Annotated in this window: 19 protein-coding genes and 2 pseudogenes; 15 read left to right on the forward strand and 6 right to left on the reverse strand. The window is 46.7% G+C overall.

The features are described 5' to 3' along the window. Window positions 1-9 precede the first annotated feature (9 nt). The 3 genes and pseudogenes from ACE1CM_RS02610 to iscB all read right to left on the reverse strand — a co-directional run bounded on the left by ACE1CM_RS02610 (window position 10) and on the right by iscB (window position 4065). Window positions 10-834 (reverse strand): hypothetical protein, encoded by an 825-nt coding sequence (locus ACE1CM_RS02610; RefSeq protein ID WP_374875847.1) that lies wholly within the window; start codon window positions 832-834, stop codon window positions 10-12. Window positions 835-1038: 204 nt separating this feature from the next. Next, a complete protein-coding gene (locus ACE1CM_RS02615) occupies window positions 1039-2550 on the reverse strand; it encodes a site-2 protease family protein (RefSeq protein ID WP_374875848.1) in 1512 nt (503 codons plus the stop codon). A gap of 40 nt (window positions 2551-2590) precedes the next feature. After that, a pseudogene (iscB, locus tag ACE1CM_RS02620) lies at window positions 2591-4065 on the reverse strand (RNA-guided endonuclease IscB). A gap of 929 nt (window positions 4066-4994) precedes the next feature. Between iscB and rpmI the strand changes: the two are divergent. The 5 genes from rpmI to ACE1CM_RS02645 all read left to right on the forward strand — a co-directional run bounded on the left by rpmI (window position 4995) and on the right by ACE1CM_RS02645 (window position 8514). Continuing rightward, a complete protein-coding gene (gene rpmI / locus ACE1CM_RS02625) occupies window positions 4995-5192 on the forward strand; it encodes a 50S ribosomal protein L35 (RefSeq protein WP_374875849.1) in 198 nt (65 codons plus the stop codon). Window positions 5193-5269: 77 nt separating this feature from the next. Then, window positions 5270-5623, forward strand: a complete 354-nt coding sequence (gene rplT, locus ACE1CM_RS02630) for a 50S ribosomal protein L20 (protein WP_374875850.1) — start codon at window positions 5270-5272, stop codon at window positions 5621-5623. Beyond that, window positions 5620-6486 carry a transporter substrate-binding domain-containing protein gene (locus ACE1CM_RS02635; RefSeq protein WP_374875851.1) on the forward strand — a complete coding sequence of 289 codons (867 nt, stop codon included), beginning with the start codon at window positions 5620-5622 and terminating at the stop codon, window positions 6484-6486. Before rplT ends, ACE1CM_RS02635 begins: the two co-directional genes overlap by 4 nt. A gap of 35 nt (window positions 6487-6521) precedes the next feature. Continuing rightward, window positions 6522-7868 (forward strand): RNA-guided endonuclease InsQ/TnpB family protein, encoded by a 1347-nt coding sequence (locus tag ACE1CM_RS02640; RefSeq protein WP_374875852.1) that lies wholly within the window; start codon window positions 6522-6524, stop codon window positions 7866-7868. Between the two features lie 118 nt (window positions 7869-7986). Then, window positions 7987-8514, forward strand: a complete 528-nt coding sequence (locus ACE1CM_RS02645; protein WP_374875853.1) for a tetratricopeptide repeat protein — start codon at window positions 7987-7989, stop codon at window positions 8512-8514. A gap of 170 nt (window positions 8515-8684) precedes the next feature. Here the strand turns inward: ACE1CM_RS02645 and ACE1CM_RS02650 are convergent, their stop codons facing one another. Continuing rightward, a complete protein-coding gene (locus ACE1CM_RS02650) occupies window positions 8685-9116 on the reverse strand; it encodes a peptidoglycan-binding protein (protein WP_374875854.1) in 432 nt (143 codons plus the stop codon). A 310-nt stretch (window positions 9117-9426) separates the two neighbouring features. Between ACE1CM_RS02650 and ACE1CM_RS02655 the strand changes: the two genes are divergently transcribed. From ACE1CM_RS02655 to ACE1CM_RS02670, 4 genes and pseudogenes are all read left to right on the forward strand, one after another. Then, entirely contained in the window at window positions 9427-9984 is a 558-nt protein-coding gene (locus tag ACE1CM_RS02655) for a type IV pilin-like G/H family protein (protein WP_374875855.1), read from the forward strand. 318 nt (window positions 9985-10302) lie between these two features. Further along, window positions 10303-10428 carry a hypothetical protein gene (locus tag ACE1CM_RS02660; protein ID WP_374875856.1) on the forward strand — a complete coding sequence of 42 codons (126 nt, stop codon included), beginning with the start codon at window positions 10303-10305 and terminating at the stop codon, window positions 10426-10428. Between the two features lie 157 nt (window positions 10429-10585). Further along, a pseudogene (locus tag ACE1CM_RS02665) lies at window positions 10586-12103 on the forward strand (IS66 family transposase). 67 nt (window positions 12104-12170) lie between these two features. After that, on the forward strand, window positions 12171-12362 hold the full coding sequence (locus tag ACE1CM_RS02670; protein ID WP_374875857.1) for a hypothetical protein: 192 nt from the start codon (window positions 12171-12173) through the stop codon (window positions 12360-12362). Window positions 12363-12381: 19 nt separating this feature from the next. Here the strand turns inward: ACE1CM_RS02670 and menB are convergent, their stop codons facing one another. Beyond that, window positions 12382-13215, reverse strand: coding sequence for a 1,4-dihydroxy-2-naphthoyl-CoA synthase (gene menB / locus ACE1CM_RS02675; RefSeq protein WP_374875858.1), 834 nt, complete (start codon window positions 13213-13215; stop codon window positions 12382-12384). Window positions 13216-13232: 17 nt separating this feature from the next. Beyond that, window positions 13233-13550: a DUF3067 family protein gene (locus ACE1CM_RS02680; protein ID WP_374875859.1), complete on the reverse strand. Its 318-nt coding sequence runs from the start codon at window positions 13548-13550 to the stop codon at window positions 13233-13235. Between the two features lie 346 nt (window positions 13551-13896). Between ACE1CM_RS02680 and ACE1CM_RS02685 the strand changes: the two genes are divergently transcribed. The 6 genes from ACE1CM_RS02685 to ACE1CM_RS02710 all read left to right on the forward strand — a co-directional run bounded on the left by ACE1CM_RS02685 (window position 13897) and on the right by ACE1CM_RS02710 (window position 18572). After that, window positions 13897-14040: a hypothetical protein gene (locus tag ACE1CM_RS02685; RefSeq protein WP_374875860.1), complete on the forward strand. Its 144-nt coding sequence runs from the start codon at window positions 13897-13899 to the stop codon at window positions 14038-14040. Window positions 14041-14149: 109 nt separating this feature from the next. Next, on the forward strand, window positions 14150-14689 hold the full coding sequence (gene petC / locus ACE1CM_RS02690; RefSeq protein ID WP_374875861.1) for a cytochrome b6-f complex iron-sulfur subunit: 540 nt from the start codon (window positions 14150-14152) through the stop codon (window positions 14687-14689). A gap of 110 nt (window positions 14690-14799) precedes the next feature. Continuing rightward, a complete protein-coding gene (gene petA, locus ACE1CM_RS02695) occupies window positions 14800-15786 on the forward strand; it encodes a cytochrome f (RefSeq protein WP_374875862.1) in 987 nt (328 codons plus the stop codon). A gap of 445 nt (window positions 15787-16231) precedes the next feature. Then, complete coding sequence (locus ACE1CM_RS02700) at window positions 16232-17182, forward strand: hypothetical protein (RefSeq protein ID WP_374875863.1); 951 nt, start codon at window positions 16232-16234, stop codon at window positions 17180-17182. Next, window positions 17179-18009 (forward strand): cyanoexosortase A, encoded by an 831-nt coding sequence (gene crtA / locus ACE1CM_RS02705; RefSeq protein ID WP_374875864.1) that lies wholly within the window; start codon window positions 17179-17181, stop codon window positions 18007-18009. Before ACE1CM_RS02700 ends, crtA begins: the two co-directional genes overlap by 4 nt. A gap of 314 nt (window positions 18010-18323) precedes the next feature. Next, window positions 18324-18572, forward strand: coding sequence for a hypothetical protein (locus ACE1CM_RS02710; RefSeq protein WP_374875865.1), 249 nt, complete (start codon window positions 18324-18326; stop codon window positions 18570-18572). The last annotated feature ends 8 nt before the right edge of the window (window positions 18573-18580 follow it).

The following is an 18580-nucleotide window of genomic DNA, read 5'->3' on the forward strand; positions in this document are numbered from 1 at the left end:
GGGGAAGTCTTATTTTTTCACGGGTTTGGGTTTTTGGGCGGGTTGTTGACCGGGGAGTGCAGGTAGACCCAATTGTTGCCAGAATTTGTCAAAACTGGCAGGTTGGATGGCTCGCCAAGCGAAGCCACCTGCGATCGCTAACCCCACCAAAGCTAACACGCTAGCAATCAGTCCAGATAAAGCGCCCATCCCGCCAGAATTGCGTCTGGCACTCGATGCAGGCGTCCGCGCCGCCGACGCAGGACCACTCATGAGGGTAGAACTTGCCGCTTTCGGTATTGGCGATGCCGGTTTGCTAGCTGTCGCTGGGCTGACAGGCGTCGCAGCTGCCTTAAGCGTAGCCGCCATCTGCTGGGTCACCGCCGGGGGTTTCTGTCCCGTGCGCGCCCACTGCAACAGCGCTGCCGGAGCGATGCCGCATAGATTAGGACTTTGCAACGCGAAGAGCCGTTGTAATAGCTGCTGCAGGGTGGACACCAAAACAACCAATTCCCCCGCACGTTCCCCAGACAAACCATAGGCACACTGGGCGACAGCCAGGGACAGTCGAGCTTGTTTGCTCAAAGCTTGACCTGGGGGAGGCGTCAGCGCGGGATGGGAGGCATTCGCATTCGTCAATTGCCAGCCGCTGTTCGGGAAAAAGCGCAGGAATTCTCTGGCAGTTGTTTCCAAATCCGGTTCTGGGGCGCGGCTAGAGAGAAATTCTATTTCCTCATAAACGACTTGGGGCAAGTAGCAAGAACCCACCCGCGAGTAATCCTGCCATTCGCGAGTGCTGCTGCCCATCAACGTACTGAGGTCTAAAACAATTAAAACTGGCGGGGTTGTAGCCATAACCTTCATAATTTTAGATTTTAGATTTTAGATTTTAGATTTGGTAATGGGTAATCGGTAATGGGTAATCGGTAATGGGAAAAATCAGTTACCAATTAGCAAATTTTAGATTGGGTAATAGGTAATTGGTAAAAGCAATTAGCAATTAGCAATTAGCAATTACCCATTACCCATTACCAATTACCCATTACCACTGACAATCCATCAGCCGCCAATACCCAGACGACCAGCTAATCCGGGGCTTAAGGGAATTAGCGTCACCAGCATCAAAAATAGCGCCAACAAACCCAAGGCGGCGCGTGCGTCGTCGGGTTCTGTAATGTCGTTCAAACAGGGTCTTTCCAGATCCCGTTGTAAGAACACAATTACAATTGCCCAGTATAGGGCAAGGGGATTGGCTAGGGTGGCGATCGCTAAGACAATTAACGTCGCCACCCCCGCACGGGAAGCTATTTGGCGTCCGTAGATTGCCTGAACAATTCGACCTCCGTCTAATTGCCCCGCTGGCATTAAGTTTATCGCCGTAATCACCAATCCTAGCCAACCAATCACCGTTAGCGGGTGAACGTCAACTATTGGCTGCTGCAACGCAGAACCTAAAACCACCCGCGCCAAACTTCCCACTAAAATCGAGCCGGAGAAAAATTGAGCGGGTATTTGAAAGAAACTGCCTGGATGGGACAGCGATAAACCAATAACCAGCATAGACAGGGAAACAATCCCACCCGCTGCGGGTCCAGCAAAGGCAATATCGAACAGAACGTTGCGGTTAGGTAGCAGCGACTCAAAGCGAGTGATAGCGCCAAACGAGCCAATCTGCCAGGTAGGAATAAAGTAAGGTAAACTGAGGCGGATATTGTGACGCAATGCTAGCAGCCAATGACCGATTTCGTGGGCAGCTAAAACCGCTAAAAAGCCAGCAGCGATGGGCAAAGCATCGTTATACCGATTCAAGTTGTTAAAGAAATCGAAGCCCATCAGTATCCCTGCTGCCTCGAAACAGGTAGCGATCGTTGCCAGCAACAGTATAATTGCTAGGACTTTTTGGGGGATGGTTGAGGATTTTGGGTCGTTGCGACTGGGTAAGACGATAAAGACCGGCTTTTCATCCTGATTTGCGACTAAAAATAGCCGGTAGCGATCGCCGAGTCGCTCGTTTAAAGCTGCTGACAACCTGGTGTGGACGGCTTGAGCTTCCCCCCGCAGGTTACCTTTAAAGATAGCTCCTTCCTGATAGGGAATCGTTTCGGTAGCAAAGAACGTATCGATGCCGAATATTCCTTGAATCGTCTTGAGATCAAGATCGGGAATCGACAGCAATTCTATGGTCGGAATCTGGGGTAATTCTGGTGGCGCGTTTGGTGTGTTTTCCGACTGTGGCGCTGCTTCCTTAGGGATTTCGTTGCCATTCTCCACCGCTGAAGTTGGCTTTTGCAGCTGTGCATCCTTAGCTGCGGCGCGCAGTTGACTTCCCAGGAAAATATACAATCCCGCCGCAGCAACCAACAAAAACAGGATGCTGACTAGGTTGAGATAAACCCCGGCGGCGAATAATCCAAAGAACAACAGCCAAGGTGCCATCAGCACTACGGATTGTAGCCAAGCTAGAATTCCCAGCTTACCAAAAGGTTGAGATCGATAGAATCCCCAACCTAATATACCGACAGCCGCGAGTAATATCAGTACAATTACAGAGGTTTCCGTTGCAGTAAACATTGCCTCACCTAAGCCTCCTTGGGAGTGTGGAAGCCCTGTGTCAAAAGACCAGGGAGTAAACTAGACTGGGGCAGTTTAAGAAGCCGTCTTGATTTAAAAAGCATCCCTTGTAGCCATCTTTTTGATGAATTGATTTACAAAACCTATGACTAATGCCAGTTACGCCGCCTGTATTCGTGGCAATATCAAAGCTTCCCGTTTTACGGCACAGTAAGCGCCCTACGTATTCACCTACTTTTTTCCCGGAAGTGACAACAGCTTTGACGATATTACCAGTCCTGAAACCAAAATGAACCTGTTTACGTTCGCGGTGACGAGTAGGAAAACCGTAGCGGTCAGTGCCGCAGATTTGACGAGTTCCCCAACCAGTACACTTAATTCGCAACGGCTGCTGGGTTAGTAACTTTATGCTGTCAATACTTCGGACACAGGCGGCATCAATCCAATGTTGCTTGGGTAGCTCAAATCTTGTGCGGTTGTACTTAGTTTGTCCTCCAGTTCCCGTATTTGTGGGTAAGATACTTTTTAATGTATGGAACAATGCCCACCGAGTCGAGTTCACAGCAGATGCATCCTTTAATGGAGTTTTCGCTTGACCTTTAATATTCTCCAATCTCGCGCCGTCCTTTTTCAAGAACTCGTCTACAGACAAAGTTCCTTTTTTTAAGTTGCATTTCTCACAACTGAGAGTGAGGTTGTATACTCGGTTAGTACCACCTTTAGCGCGTGGGTGAATGTCTTCAATCTGGAGTGGAACGCCTTCAGTGTCGCAATAGGCGCATTTACGTCCCCATTTCTCCAGAAGATATTCCCTCACCTCGTAACCTGCCAACTCCCCCTGCTGGTATTCCACAGCTTCAATTTCTGGGTTTTGGAGTTTTTGGGTATCGAATTTAACTAACTCCATTGCTATTTGAGTGATGGGTGCATACCGACAAAGCCGTTTTACCCAAGTCTCAACAGTGAGAACACGATGCATTAACGATGCAGGTAGCCACCCCTCTTTCCGCTTGCGGTTATCAAAACCTGGTTGGCGATATCGAGCTTTGCGATTACGACGACTACGGCGCAACGTCCTTCGAGATGCCAAAGAATCTTTGATTTGCCATCCTCTGTGTTCCAACTCGGCACACCAGATAACTTTGTTGTCATCACCGATGGCAATTCCAGTAAATCTGCTACCAGGGTCTAGTTTGATGGTTAATGTCTTTAACTCTTGCCCTCAACGGATAGTCTGGTCAGCTAGGGCTTTTTGGCTCTTGCCTCTTGCCCCGTCTCTTTAGAGCGGGGTTGCTGATTCTCGACTGCAATTCCAGTCAACCTACTACCAGGGTCAAGCTTGATAGTTAACGGCTTGAGATTAGGGCTTTCAACTCCGTGTTTGAGTATCAGGGTAAAAGGATACATTCTGAACACCGCAGCTTTTCCCAAGGTCAGCAACTCCCTTGCTCGTGCAGGGGTAACCGGATTTAGAGGTTGCTTGTTTGTACCGATGACAAAAACATGGTTTTGCATTGCTGCATACTCCTTACAGGTAATGTTTGCTATGCCTCCTGCGTCGGCACGCTGCGCGAACGACTTTGTTTAGGGTCGGTAACTATCCCAACGACACTGGCTTAACCCATAAACCTGTTTAATCGTTCGGTTCTAGAGTTCAGGACTAGCAAGCATCCTGAAGTAGGTCTTTAACTCTTGCCTTAAACGAGTAGTCTGGTCAGCTAGGGCTAAACGAGTCGCCTCTTGCTTTGTGTTTTTAGAGCGGGGTTGCTGACTCCACCAGTTAAATTTGCCCAACCGAGTCAGGCCATAATTGCCAAGCATACGGCGAGGAGCGCCGTTTTTGTACCCAGGGAATCGGGCATCCTGGCATATTCCCTTTCCCGGTTTCCCAAAGTCCCGTGCCGAAAAAATTTCTTTTTTATCTTCCCCCACGAGATAGAGCAGTATCCATAAGAAAAACCCGGTAGAATCAATATCGCTCCTCTCGACTCTACCGGGTAATGTTCCAAGCCTGGGGGGAATCCAGGTATTGGAAATCTGTTTTTAGTTTTATGCTGTGGCTGTATAATTTGCCTAACTTAGCACAGCAGTTCAACAAAAAGCTGCTAATTTTTATCTTATCGTCATTTGCCGTCGATGTTGAATTTACTTAACTGTTCTGTCCTTGTTGTGTCTATACTGGCATATCCGCTCTGGCAATGACCAGTCCTTTTACTGAATCTTCATCAAACAATTGATCGTAATCCGATGTCATGAGCCAATTTTATCAGCAGAATTACTGAATTAGCGGTATTTGCGGCAATCCAGTGCAAATACTTAAATTTATGACTTTTGTGAAGTTTGGGTAAAGTTGGCGCTGCGATTGCTCCCTGCCAAGGTAAAAATTTGTCTTGACAAACCAGATAGTGGTAAGATAGGAGATCGTGTCGAATTAAAGTCAGGATATGCCAAAGCTAAAAACTCGCAAATCGGCGGCAAAGCGCTTTAGAGCGACTGGCAGCGGCAAGATTGTCCGCCGTCACTCGTTCAAAAACCACATCCTAGAGCATAAAAGCTCTACCCGCAAGCGTCGTCTATCCAAGATGGCGGTAGTGGACGAACGGGATGAAGAAAACGTGCGCTTGATGCTGCCTTACTTGTAAATGGGTCATAAGTCAATTACCCATTACCAATTACCAATTACCGATTACCAATTACCAGAGACAACTGACAACTAACTATGACAAGGGTAAAACGCGGTAACGTTGCTCGCAAACGCCGCAAGAAAATTCTCAAACTGGCAAAAGGATTTCGCGGATCGCACTCAACGCTGTTCCGCACGGCTAACCAACAGGTAATGAAGGCGCTGCGGAATGCGTATCGCGATCGCAAAAAACGCAAGCGCGACTTCCGTCGTCTTTGGATCGCTCGCATTAACGCCGCCTCGCACCAACACGGCATGAGCTACAGTCAATTTATGGGCAAGCTCAAGAAAGTGAACGTCGAAATCAACCGCAAGATGCTGGCGCAAATGGCTGTCCTCGATCCAGACAGCTTTACCAAAGTTGTGGAATTGGCAAATTCTGCTAAATGAAACTGACAACGGATGATGTAGCGGATGTAACCGATGAGTTGGCAGTGAGGACAAGAGTCCCCCTCTCATCTGTTGCATCTGCGATTTTCCGTTACGGGGTTGTTGGTTTGGCTTTTTACCTATTACCTTTTAGCTTTTCTGCGCGTGCAGCCTTTCTGCAACAAATTCAGCAGCGGGGCTATTTAATAGTTGCGGTAAAAGATAATTTGCGCCCGTTGGGTTTTCGAGACGAAACCAGCAACCTGCAAGGTTTAGAAATCGATCTGGCGCGACGATTGGCGGCAGAATTATTAGGCAGTCCCGATGCGGTAAGGTGGAAGCCAGTAGCAAACCGCGATCGCCTAACCCTTGTATTAGAAGGCAAAGTGGATTTAACCATTGCCAGGGTAACCGCAACGCCAATGCGATCCCGCATCGTCAGTTTCAGCATTCCTTACTACATGGATGGCATCGCTTTAGTCACTAAAGATACATCGGTGCAGCGCCTGGGAGATGTGGAAACCAGAACTGTTGCCGTATTAAATGGTTCGAGTACGATTGCTAAAGTAAGGTATGCCTTACCAAAAGCCGAGTTGGTGGGAGTAAATTCTTACCAAGAAGCGTGGAGTCTATTGGAGTCGGGGAGTGCTGCTGCGTTCGCCGCCGATGCCAGCGTCCTCACAGGCTGGGTACAAGCATATCCCCAGTATCGCTTGTTACCAACGTTATTATCCGCCGAACCGCTATGCGTTGTCATGCCCAAAGGAGTGCAGTACGATGACTTGCGGCGGCGAGTGAATGATGCGATCTCCCGCTGGAAGGCTGAAGGTTGGTTACAGCAACGGGCGATCTATTGGGGCCTGCCTTGGGATAATTTAAATTAAAAGTCGAGGTAAGTCCCCCGCCATAAACCAGGCGGATGTACCCTTGGCTACCCCTTGTACCGCCGATGTTTTGGCAGTGGGATACACCTCGACCAAAAAATAAACGCGCAGCAGGATTCAGAAACAACACCGTTGTTTTTACCGTCAGCTTGTGGTACAGTAAAACAATGCTGACAATGAACTTCACCTACCGAATTTATCCTGACGTAACCCAACAGCAACTCATGCTTGATTGGTTGGAAACCTGCCGTAAGGTTTACAACCATGCTTTGAGAGAGTTGAAAGATTGGCTGGCGTCGAGAAAGTGTTTGGTAGATAGATGTTCTTTGAAACAGGAATATATTATTCCTGCGGACATGCCGTTTCCCAGCTATCAGCGTCAGCAAGATCAGTTGCCGAAAGCTAAGAAAGAAAATCCAAAGCTGAAAGAAGTATATTCTCAAGTGCTGCAAACTACGGTTCGTAGACTGCACGATACTTGGGAAGCCTTTCAAAAAAGGGGTTTTGGGTTTCCGAGATTCAAAAAGTTTGGGCAATTTAGATCCTTCGTGTTTCCACAATTCAAGAACAATCCTGTCACTGGCTACCAGATTAAGCTGCCCAAGATCGGAGCAGTGCCAATCAATTTGCATCGACCAATCCCAGAAGGATTTACGGTTAAGCAGGTGCGGGTTGTCTCTCGCTGTAGAAATACTCAATGGTACGTTGTTGTTACCATTTCTTCTGATGTGTCGATTCCCGATGTTCCATTTCATGGACGTACTATTGGGATTGACCTCGGACTGGAAAAATTCCTGACTACTAGCGACGGCTATACAGTTGAACGCCCTAAATTTCTGAAAACTCTGCAAAGCAAGCTGAGATTGCTGCAACGCAGAGCAGCAAGAAAAAAGAAGCGTTCTCAAAACTGGGAGAAAGCACAGATCAAAGTAGCCAGATTGCATCACCATATCGGTAACACTCGCAAGAACTTTCACTTTCAAACCGCTCATAGCCTTTGCAACCAGGCACAAACTATCTTTGCTGAAGACCTCAATACGGTAGGACTCAACCGAGGGATGCCCAGAAAAGAATGTGTTGATGCTTCGTTTGGAGCATTTCTGTCGCTGCTTGAATGGGTGTGCTTCAAACGAGGCTGCTATTTCCAACGGGTAAATCCTAGAGGAACTAGCCAAACTTGTCCTGAATGCGGTGCAACGGTTGCTAAACCTCTGAGTGAGAGGGAGCATATTTGTCCTGAATGTAGTTATAAAACTCATCGCGACCATGCTGCGGCTCAAGTAGTTTTATTGCGAGGATTAGAAAATGTAGTACCCCTGGACTGGGGGGAAAGGAAACTGCCTAGTAATGGCGTACTGCCCTTGGATCTCGTATCTAGATAAGTGCCGATCTAGGAATGCCTATCTGTGAAGATAGGAAGCCCACGGTATAATGCGACGCCAGGAGCATTTACCGTTGGGAGGATGTCACAAATTTACATCTGCTCGGATAGAAAAATCTATGGAAAACCAATTTCCTGTTGTTTATCTTTCCCTCTTGCTGGCACTACTATCTGTAACCGCTGGGATAATTTTTCGCCAGATCCTCAAAACTCGCAAAGTCGAAAGTAGCTTCTCGCGGCTGCAAAATAAGCTGAAAAACGAGAAAGGCACTGCTCTTGAATATTACGAACTCGGCACCATTTATCTCGATAAAAAACTATTCGTGCAGTCGGTCAACCTGTTCCAAAAAGCGCTCAAAGATGTAGAAGGTGAGGCGAAGGAAAATATTGCCCTGATTTACAATGGCTTGGGATTTGCTTACTTTGCCCAAGAGCAGTACGACTTGGCAATTCGCAACTACAAAGAAGCTTTGAAACTGTGGCCTGAATATGTGACGGGGCTTAACAATCTCGGTCATGCTTACGAGCGGAAAAAATTAACCGCTCAGGCATTACAAACTTACGAAGAAGCGTTGAAATACGAGCCGAACAATCAAACGGCTAAACGTCGTGCCGACTCGTTGCGTAAGCGGTTGGTTACTACTTAACTCAAGTTGGTAGTTATAACTATCATGGGAAATTGCTAATCGCTAATTGCTAATTGCTCGCGGGAATATTTGACCGCTGTACCATTAGCCATTAGCTATTAGCAGCCCTAAAAAGGTAACTAGCAGCTGACGTTACTTAGGGATAGGGTGGGCAATGCCCGCCCTATTTTTTACAGCATGGCAGCTAGAGTTCTTACTCCAACAACGCCATCTGGTCTCATGCCCCGGGCACGCTGAAACGCAATCACCGCGTCACGGGTACGTGGCCCAAAAATACCATTTACTTCTCCTTTGAAGAACCCGCGTTTCTTTAAATACATTTGCAGCTTGCGAACAGTTTCTCCCCGGCTACCCAATCTTAGGGCGGTACTGGTGTTGGGGCGCTCAGTGCGGTTGGAACCTGTTGCTCTTGGGCTAGGAGAGGTGTTGGATCTTCTTGCTGGTTGACGACGAGTTGGCGCTGCTTGGGGCGATGGAGTTGTTCGTTGAGAGGAACTTGTTTGAGCGTTAGCAGGCAAGCTACCCATGAGTAACCCAGTTGCGGAAATAGCTGCAACCAGCCCAAGGGTTAAAGAACTTGACTTAAACAGTTTAGCAATCACTATCCACACTCCTTAAAAAAATTGAAAAATTCAACTGTTTTTTAGCGAAAGCTGATATAAGGAAACCACTTTCTCAGCCTTTCTGGTGTCACCGTAGTGACTCATTATCACCGATTTGTGTCTCTGTTGTATCTAAGGGGCGAAAATTTTTTTGTTTGAACTTGCGAGCGCTTCTAATTTTTCCTTGGCTAAATTGTAAAAAAATATAACAATTATTACAAAATATTGCTGTTCCAGGCACGAGTTAATCTGGACAGGGATCGCGATCAAAGCTTAAAATCTCGTGATCAGAATGAGCCAGCCAGGGACAATGACCAAAATTCCAGCCATTTACCTGCAATCTTTCCTGAAACTGCCTCAGACAAGAGGGTTCAACGCAGGCAGTCTATTTTTCTTATTTGCCCTCCTGATAATTAATCCTTTGCCAGCAAATGCCGATCGAAGCACGATGGCAGCGCGGCAAGCTGAAGCCAGATCTAGGGTTTCTGCCATGAACAGCGCGCAGCAAGCTTACTATTTGCAAAACCAAGTTTTTACCAATTCATTGCAAAAACTTGGGGTGAGTCAGATATCTGCAAGTGACAGCTATAAATATGGGGTTAACAGCGATTCTAAAGACATCTCAGATTGGTCTAGTGCTAAAGCTGTCTACCATTTTGGCATTGGGATTAAACCGGGCTTCAAGAACTATGTCGGCGGTGTTTTTCTAGTGCCAAAAACTTGGCAGGGAGAAACTAAAATAGGAACTCAGTCAATCCTCTGCGAGGGTAGCAAACCCGATGTAATGCCTGCTATGCCAACCTACCGGGATGGTACGGTGCGCTGCGGTGTAGGGACAACAGAAATTAAATTACCCTTAGCCAAGTAATCGAATATGAGAATCTAAATGTAGGGTGCGTTAGACGAGAGTACGGCACCGCAACCACTGCTTGCCAAGTAATCGAATATTAGTTATTAACGCAAGTTGCTAGTTATAAGCTTTGGCGGTGGTAATTGGTAATTGGTAATTGGTAATTGGATTAAAAGGGCTGTGTCATCGTTACAATTACCCATTACCCCAGTCAGAAACCCGGTTGATTCATAGATTTCTCGCTGTCAACCCCACGATTTTTCAGAGAAACCGGGTTTCTTTGGCTCGATGTAACTAGCAACTTGGGTTATTAGTTATTATACCAAATCCGCTGCCATGACCCCCCTTTTAAACCGCGTTAGCGTTCGCTCAGCATTGCGGATGCGCTCAGGGATTCGCGAAGCGCGAATTAGACAGGAAGGACACAAAGAAGAAGAGATGGTATTATCCGGAAATAGTTAAACAAAAACACTAATAACTAATACAGGACTTACGCAGCGACGTAACCGTTCAGGGGGTGCGCCTACGGCGCACCACCCGGCAAGCGAGGTGGTAAATATTTGAGAGTATTTGGGTGGGCGTAAAAATAGCAGCGAGCAATTGTGGTAATGTGAGACTCATGGAAGAGCCGCGCCCCAGCATCATAGAGCAAATCCCCCCTGATGATTGGGAGAACAACGACCGCCAGCGTCAAAAAATTGGTGGAGTCAATGGCGCAGCGGATTGAATCATTAGAACAACAGGCTCTTGAATTACTCTCAGCCCAGCAGCAACTATTAGAAAAAGTCAATAAAACATCAAAAAACTGATCATCACCACCCTCAAGTGCTCCACCAGGAAAAGGTCAGAAATCACGGAAAAAAAGTGGTAAAAAGCGGGGTGGTCAGCCTGGTCATGAGGGGAAAAGCCGCAACTTATACCCAGTAGAAAAATGTACCTCGGTGATAGACCATCATCGAGTAACATGCCCATGTTGTGGAGAAAGCCTCAAGGGAGAAGATACTTTCCCCGATCGCCACCAAATAGTTGAGATTCCACCGATTGAACCAATAGTTATAGAGCATGGTCTGCACCAATTAACCTGTGAGCGATGTGGAACTTCGACTCGTGCCACATTACCCGACAACGTAAACCCAAGTGGATACGGTGTGAGAATTGTGGCAATAGTAGCATTATTGAGTGGATTATACCGTAACAGCCACCGCATGGTACAAAGTGCCCTGGCGGACTTGTTTGGTATCTCAATCTCTAAGGGATCAGTCAACAAACTGAGGCTAGAAGCCAGCAATGCAGTTGCCGATTGTGTGGATGAAGCAAAAGTTTAAATCCAGCAACAAGAAATTGTGGCTGCGGATGAAACAAGCTTCAATCAAGCTAATATTGACGGTGGCAATCCACAACAAAGACAAGCATGGCTATGGGTAGCAGTCACACCGCTAGTCACATTTTTTGAGATTGCACTAACTCGTTGCACTCAAGCGGCTAAAAATCTTCTGGGTGAGGATTTTGCCGGAATTTTAACTTGGGATAGGCATGGCGCATACAACTGGGTAGACATCTGACGTCGGCAATTATGTTGGGCAGATCTCAAGAGAGAATTTATTAAAATCTCAGAACGTCCTGGGGTATCGAAAGAATTAGGAATTCGATTACTTCAACAACAAGAAAAGTTATTCGAGTTATGGCAGAGGGTAAGGGATGGAACTCTTGCTCCTGGCGATTTTGTGGAATTAGTCAAAGATATTCGCCACCAAATAATATCACTGTTACAACAAGCCGCAGACTACGAGATCGCGTTAAAGGAGAAAACCCCTTTGGCTAAAACGGTTCTTACTTGTCGCCAACTACTTAAGGTTGAGGGTGCGATGTGGTTATTTGTGAAAACTCCAGGTGTTGAGCCAACCAACAATGCGAAAGAGCTATTCGTCCGGCTGTAATATGGCGACGTACCAGTTTTGGTTCCCAAACCCAAGCAGGAAGTATTTTTGTGGCACGAATGCTGACTGTGGTTACCACACTTAAATCCCAACAGCGTCATATTTTGGAGTTGATCGCAATTGCCGTGAAGAGCGATCGTGAAGGTAAACCTGCTCCTTCTTTACTTCCAGAAGTCGTCTGTTGTAAAGATGACGCTTGAATTTTTAATCTAGCTTTATATAGTTAGTTTCTTGCTCACAATAAGTGGTGCTGCTTGTATTCACTCAATGGTCAAGAGAGTTCGTGCGGAAATTATTGTTGGATCGCGCCGAGATCTCATACATATTGATGCTCAAACTCCTCTTGGGGTGGTGCGCCGTCGGGCGCACCCCCTGAACGGTTACGCAGCGACACCACATATGGTAGAAATGGTGCGTTACACTGGGTTAACGCACCCTACATATAGAGATGTGGCGTAAGTCCTGTAATAACCAACAACTAAGGCAACCAAGGATATTGGCGAAAATCCGGTTGGCGTTTTTCCAAAAATGCCTGTTTTCCCTCTGCACCTTCCTCGGTCATATAATAAAGCAAAGTGGCATTTCCCGCGAGTTCTTGCAAACCTGCTTGTCCGTCGCAATCGGCGTTAAAAGCAGCTTTCAAACAGCGAATTGCAATTGGACTTTTTTCTAATATTTCCTTTGCCCATTGAATGCCTTCCTCTTCTAACTGTTCTACGGGAACGATGCAGTTAACCAACCCCATTTCTAAAGCTTGTTTTGCATCATATTGGCGACACAGATACCAAATTTCCCGTGCCTTTTTTTGACCGACAATTCTGGCTAAATAACTAGCACCAAATCCCCCATCAAAGCTGCCAACTTTAGGGCCAGTTTGACCGAAAATAGCATTATCAGCCGCAATAGTTAAGTCGCAGAGGATATGCAGCACATGCCCGCCGCCAATGGCATACCCAGCTACCAAAGCAATGACGACTTTGGGCATCGAGCGAATTAAGCGTTGCAAATCTAACACGTTGAGGCGGGGGACGCCATCATCGCCCACATAGCCCGCGGTTCCGCGCACGCTTTGATCTCCGCCAGCACAGAAGGCATATTTCCCATCTGTATGCGGACCTGCACCCGTAAAAAGTACTACACCAATGCTCGTATCTTCGCGGGCATCGGCAAAAGCATCGTAGAGTTCAAAGACGGTTTTGGGACGAAAGGCATTGCGTTTGTGAGGACGGTTAATCGTAATTTTGGCGATGCCGTCCGTTTTGTGGTAAAGGATATCTTCGTAGGTTTTGGCGACTTGCCATTCAACTTGCATAGATGGGGATTTTGAGGTCAAGTGTCTTCTAGTATCCACTCGGATGCGCGATCGCCCAAATCGATGGGAAAGCTAACCGCTTTGCCCAAGCGGGGTCGCTCGCGCGTCTGTTCAATATATTTTTGCACTTGGGCTGTCGCTCCCAAAGCCACAAGATAACTGGCGATGGTATCGAGGTGCGCCATATATTCTGCCTCGCTGAGAGGAAAAGACGCTTGCTCCAGATATTTCCACATCACCTGGACAAAAATCTTCCCCTGAGTGCGGCGCAGCTGCATATCGTAAGAGCGTCCCCACTTGGAAAGCAACAACTGGTGTAAGTCAGATCCCGTCATAGCCTTTCAATATAGATAGTCTTCGATCCGATGTCCCTCTAGATTATGAGAGGGGTGTCAAAAAATGTAATAATACCCAGGAGAAAGCTGTAACAGTTTGTTCAAGAGATTGTTGCAACTGGCCTGCTAGGGCAGATTTTAGCTTGAGCTTGCCTTTGCCTCATACTTACGTGCCAGGAAGTGTGAGTTTCTCGCCAGATAGGGTGGGCTACACCCAAATCTAACGCCTGTGGACAAGAAAGTGGTGACACCCTTGAATGAAGCAGGAAGCAGAACTGGAGTAGAACTGGTGGATAGGTGGTTTCTTTGATCTAAAACAGGCTCAAGATGTGGCAATATTCAACCAATGCCTCTGAAGCAGCTTGTTTACCAATGTGGTAAGTGTGGCGTTTGTATCGCTCGCGATTTAAATGCCGCTGACAATTTGGCAAATGCCCCAAAACACCGAGTACGTGCGGCAAGCGCGGAATTGACGCCTGGGGACTGTTGATGCCGTCATCCTTGGTTGGTTTTGTCTTGCACAAAGTAGTTCTATTGCCTAACTACGGATCGGTTCTGCGTAGCAGTTGTTGACAAAAATACAGTTTTAAGCGTAGGTTATGGCTCAACTTTCTGGATCGGCGGATGTACCCGATATGGGGCGTCGCCAGTTTATGAACCTTTTGACCTTTGGTACGATTACAGGAACAGCTCTGGGTGGGCTTTATCCAGTTGTTAAGTACTTTATTCCTCCCGCCAGCGGTGGTGCTGGGGGTGGGGTAACCGCCAAAGATGCTTTGGGCAACGATGTGATTGCCAGCGAGTTTGTGGCTAACCGCAATACAGGAGATCGCGCCCTCGCCCAAGGTCTAAAAGGCGACCCCACCTACATTGTGGTAGGTGAAGATAAATCGATCGCCGACTACGGCATCAACGCAGTCTGTACCCACTTAGGCTGCGTCGTACCTTGGAATATTGCCGAAAACAAGTTTAAGTGTCCTTGTCACGGTTCGCAGTATGATAGCACCGGCAAGGTGGTACGCGGTCCTGCACCGTTATCCTTGGCACTGGTTCACGCCAACGTGGAAGACGATAAAGTTGTCTTTACACCTTGGACAGAAACCGACTTCCGCACGGGCGAAAACCCCTGGTGGGCTTAAAATTGCTAATCGCTAATCGCTAATAGTGAAGAACAATTAGCAATTAGCAATTAGCAATTAGCAATAGCTATTGATTTGACGGTGTTCACTGGAATTGTTGTTATTTGCAGATGAAAAAAGCTTGTTTATCGGCGATTTTACAGAGTAGCAAGCGGGTAATTTCTAGGACTTTGCTGCTTGCAATCGCCACAGTAGGAATTTTCCTCGCCAGCGGTCTATCCCTGTCCCAACCCGCTGCTGCCTATCCTTTCTGGGCGCAGGAAACTGCCCCCGAAACCCCCCGCGAACCTACGGGACGCATTGTTTGCGCTAACTGTCACCTCGCTGCCAAACCCTCTGAAGTTGAAATTCCCCAAGCGGTTCTCCCCGATACGGTATTTGAAGCCGTGGTGAAAATTCCCTACGACACCAACGCGCAACAAGTATTGGGCGATGGTTCCAAAGGCGGTTTAAACGTCGGTGCGGTTTTAATGTTGCCCGAAGGGTTCAAAATTGCTCCGGAAGACCGCATTCCGGAGGAAATGAAAGAAAAAATTGAGGGACTCTATTACCAAACCTACAAGGAAGGTCAAGATAACGTGATTATTGTTGGTCCCTTACCGGGCGAACAATATCAAGAAATCGTCTTCCCCGTTCTTTCTCCCAACCCCGCAACTGACAAAAATATCCACTTCGGTAAGTATCCCGTTCACTTGGGTGCAAACCGGGGACGCGGTCAAGTTTATCCCACTGGCGAGAAAACCAACAACAACGCTTTTAACGCTTCTGCTGCTGGTACCGTTACTGGAATTACCAAAAATGAAGATGGCGGTTATCAGGTAACGATCAAAACCGATAACGGCGAGGTAGTCGAAACCATTCCCGCCGGACCGGAATTGATTGTTTCTGAAGGACAAGCGGTAACTGCTGGCGAACTTTTGACCAATAACCCCAACGTAGGTGGATTTGGTCAAGATGATGGCGAAATTGTGCTGCAAAGCGCCACTCGGATTCAATGGCTAATGGCATTTATTGCCGCGATTATGTTAGCCCAAGTGCTGCTAGTGTTGAAGAAGAAACAAGTCGAAAAAGTCCAGGCTGCCGAAATGAATTTCTAAGTCTGGGTTTAAACCAAAATCAGAAACCCGGTTTCTATAAGAAACCGGGTTTCTGCTGTTTGGAAGGCGAGGGGGCGGGTTGATACGACTGACGCGGGGACACGGGGAGGGGGAGACGGGTCGAGATTTTTATTCAGGGTAATTAGGCGGACATCATATAGGTTATCTGTAAAACCCGCCCCTACAACCAACAATATCAGGACTGACGCAGGCGGGGCCAAAAACAAAGGTGATGCGTCCATCTTGCCGCTCTAAACCCAAGATTTTTGCGAGAAACCGGGTTTTTTTGCCTAATATGATGTCTGGCTAATTACCCTTAATAAAAATCTCGACCCGTCACCGTGTCACCGTGTCACCGCGTCATTCCTAGTTTTCTTTGTGGTTAGGGTGGAACCTGGTATTTTTTACGACTTAAAGGATGCCATCCAACGGAAATTATGCCAATATGGTTGTTATATTATGCCTCTGGGAGGATGTATTGCAGGCAAGAGCGTGCAAGGATTCTCAGAGCGATCGCAAACCTTGTCTGAGAACCCAAACAGGGGTCACAAAACCCGTGAAAACTGCGTTAGCTGCTATTACCGTTAGCTTAACCTTGCTTGCAGGAGTCAGCCGCGCCCAAGCTGTACAAGTCACGCTCTACAATGGTAAATTGGGTGGTACTCCCAATAGTCAAGGTTGGTTTAATTTTGGCAACACTGGTGCCACTGAGAACGCCAGCGGTGGTGTTACCAACTTAAACAGTCTTAGCAGCAATAACATTTATGCTGGCTACAGCAACCGCAATGTTAGTATTTCATTATTTCCATTGACCATTACCCCTACCACCCTAGTCAACCCATCATTTCCCACACTCGATAGCAAGGCTGGATACACGCTTAGTTTCACGGTACAAATCCTCAATCAAGTCAACGATGGCGCTAATGGCCCTAACCGCGCAGGTTTCAGCGTTATTGCTCTCAGTAGTGACAGGCAAGGTATCGAAATAGGCTTGAGAACAAGTGATATTTTCTCTCAGTCCGGTTCTTCTTTCACGGTGGGAGAAATTAACAACTCCCCTACCATTGCACCGCTACTTTCAGCGCTGACTACTTATAATCTCAACATATCTGGCAACAGTTATTCTTTGACTGCTGGTGCTACCCCTATCATCAGCGGATCGCTACGAGACTACACCGCAGCTACTGGTTTTGCTGGTAACATTTACAGAACCGCTGACTTCATTTTCCTCGGCGACAACACCACCTCTGCGCGAGCAAACATCAACTTAAGTGCTGTTTCTGTCACCAGTAATACCGCTGCTGCTGCGGTTCCTTTCAATTTCAATCCGACATTTGGTTTATTAATTCTGGGTGCATGGACTGGATTTCTTCATTTGAAAACTAAACATAAATGAGAACCTTTCTTGCACCCGTTCAAAATTTCCACATCGCAAAATTTTGGTTATTGATTCTAGCAGGAGGCTTAATTGCCTTACACCTTCATTCCAGTTGGAAGGCGAAACTTACTAACTTATTCGTCACCAGCGTTTTGTTTATTGGTGCTATCATTTTCAAATTAAAGCAGAAACGCATCACCTTAAACTTAGAAAGCAATCTGCTATACAAAATTCTTGGGGCGTTACTCATTGCTTTTGTTTTCTTCAGTCAGGCATTCTTGCCCAATTACGACTTTTTAATTCGGCTTTTACCTTTCATTTCAGGTTTAGGACTGACTCTCTTGACTTCCGGAATTAAAGGATTAAAGCAATATTGGCAGGAATTAATGTTGCTTTTGGTTCTAGCGGTTCCTCTAGAATTGCTAATCGTTCCGGTAAATCATATTTTTCATATTACCAAGCTCCTGGCTAAGATTTCAACTTTCATCCTGTGGTATGTAGGTTTTCAAGTCACTCGTCAAGGTGATTTAATTATTTTACCTGAAAAAGCCACCTGGGTGGGGCCGAATTGTTCGGGTGTTTTAACGATGCTTTGGATGCTGCAACTGGCGATTCTTTTTTTAACCACTTACCCCACCAACTGGAAGAAAAAAATATTAGTTCCCGCAGTTGCTATTCTAATCGTCATAGGTGTCAATGGCATTCGGATCGCAATTATGGCAGTTTTAGCGGCTTACAATTATCCAGCTTTTGAATACTGGCATTCTGATAATGCTCAGATATTTTCTACAATTCCCTTAATGATTTTTTGGTGGTTTTGTCAATCTTTAAGGCAGAATAGGTAATTGCAGATTGCAGATTTTAAATTTCAGATTTAAATCAAACAGGACTTATATGATGTCCGGTTAATCACTCATATTTAAGAATGACGCGGTGACATGGTGACGGGTCGAGATTTTTATTCAGGGTAATTAGGCGGACATCATATTACGCAAGGGCGTTGCCAGAAACCCCCTTTCTTCGTCGATTTCGAGCTTCCTCTCCCAAGGATTTTTCCTGCGCGATCGCTGTCAAATCTAAAATCTCAAATCTAAAATCTAAAATTCCCTAATATCGATCTACAATGGCAACCAGCTAACCAAGTGAAAGCCGATCGCTCATGAACTTGCTAACTTATTCTCTCCACCTTCTTGGCTCTGGTGTTAATGCATACATATTGGCTCGGCAATTACGCGACCCCCTAACCCGGCCTAACATATTAGCGGGTTACCAACTAGCCGAATCGGGTGCGGTTCCTTTCCTGGAAGCACTCAGAGATAGAGCCGCAAACGAAGGCGATACCTGGCTTGCAGATCGACTCACGCGCCACGCAGCCGACGAGAAGCGTCACAGGTTAATTTTCGCCTAGGGACTCAA

The organism is Microseira sp. BLCC-F43 (assembly GCF_041929235.1).
Classification (GTDB): Bacteria; Cyanobacteriota; Cyanobacteriia; order Cyanobacteriales; family Aerosakkonemataceae; genus Microseira.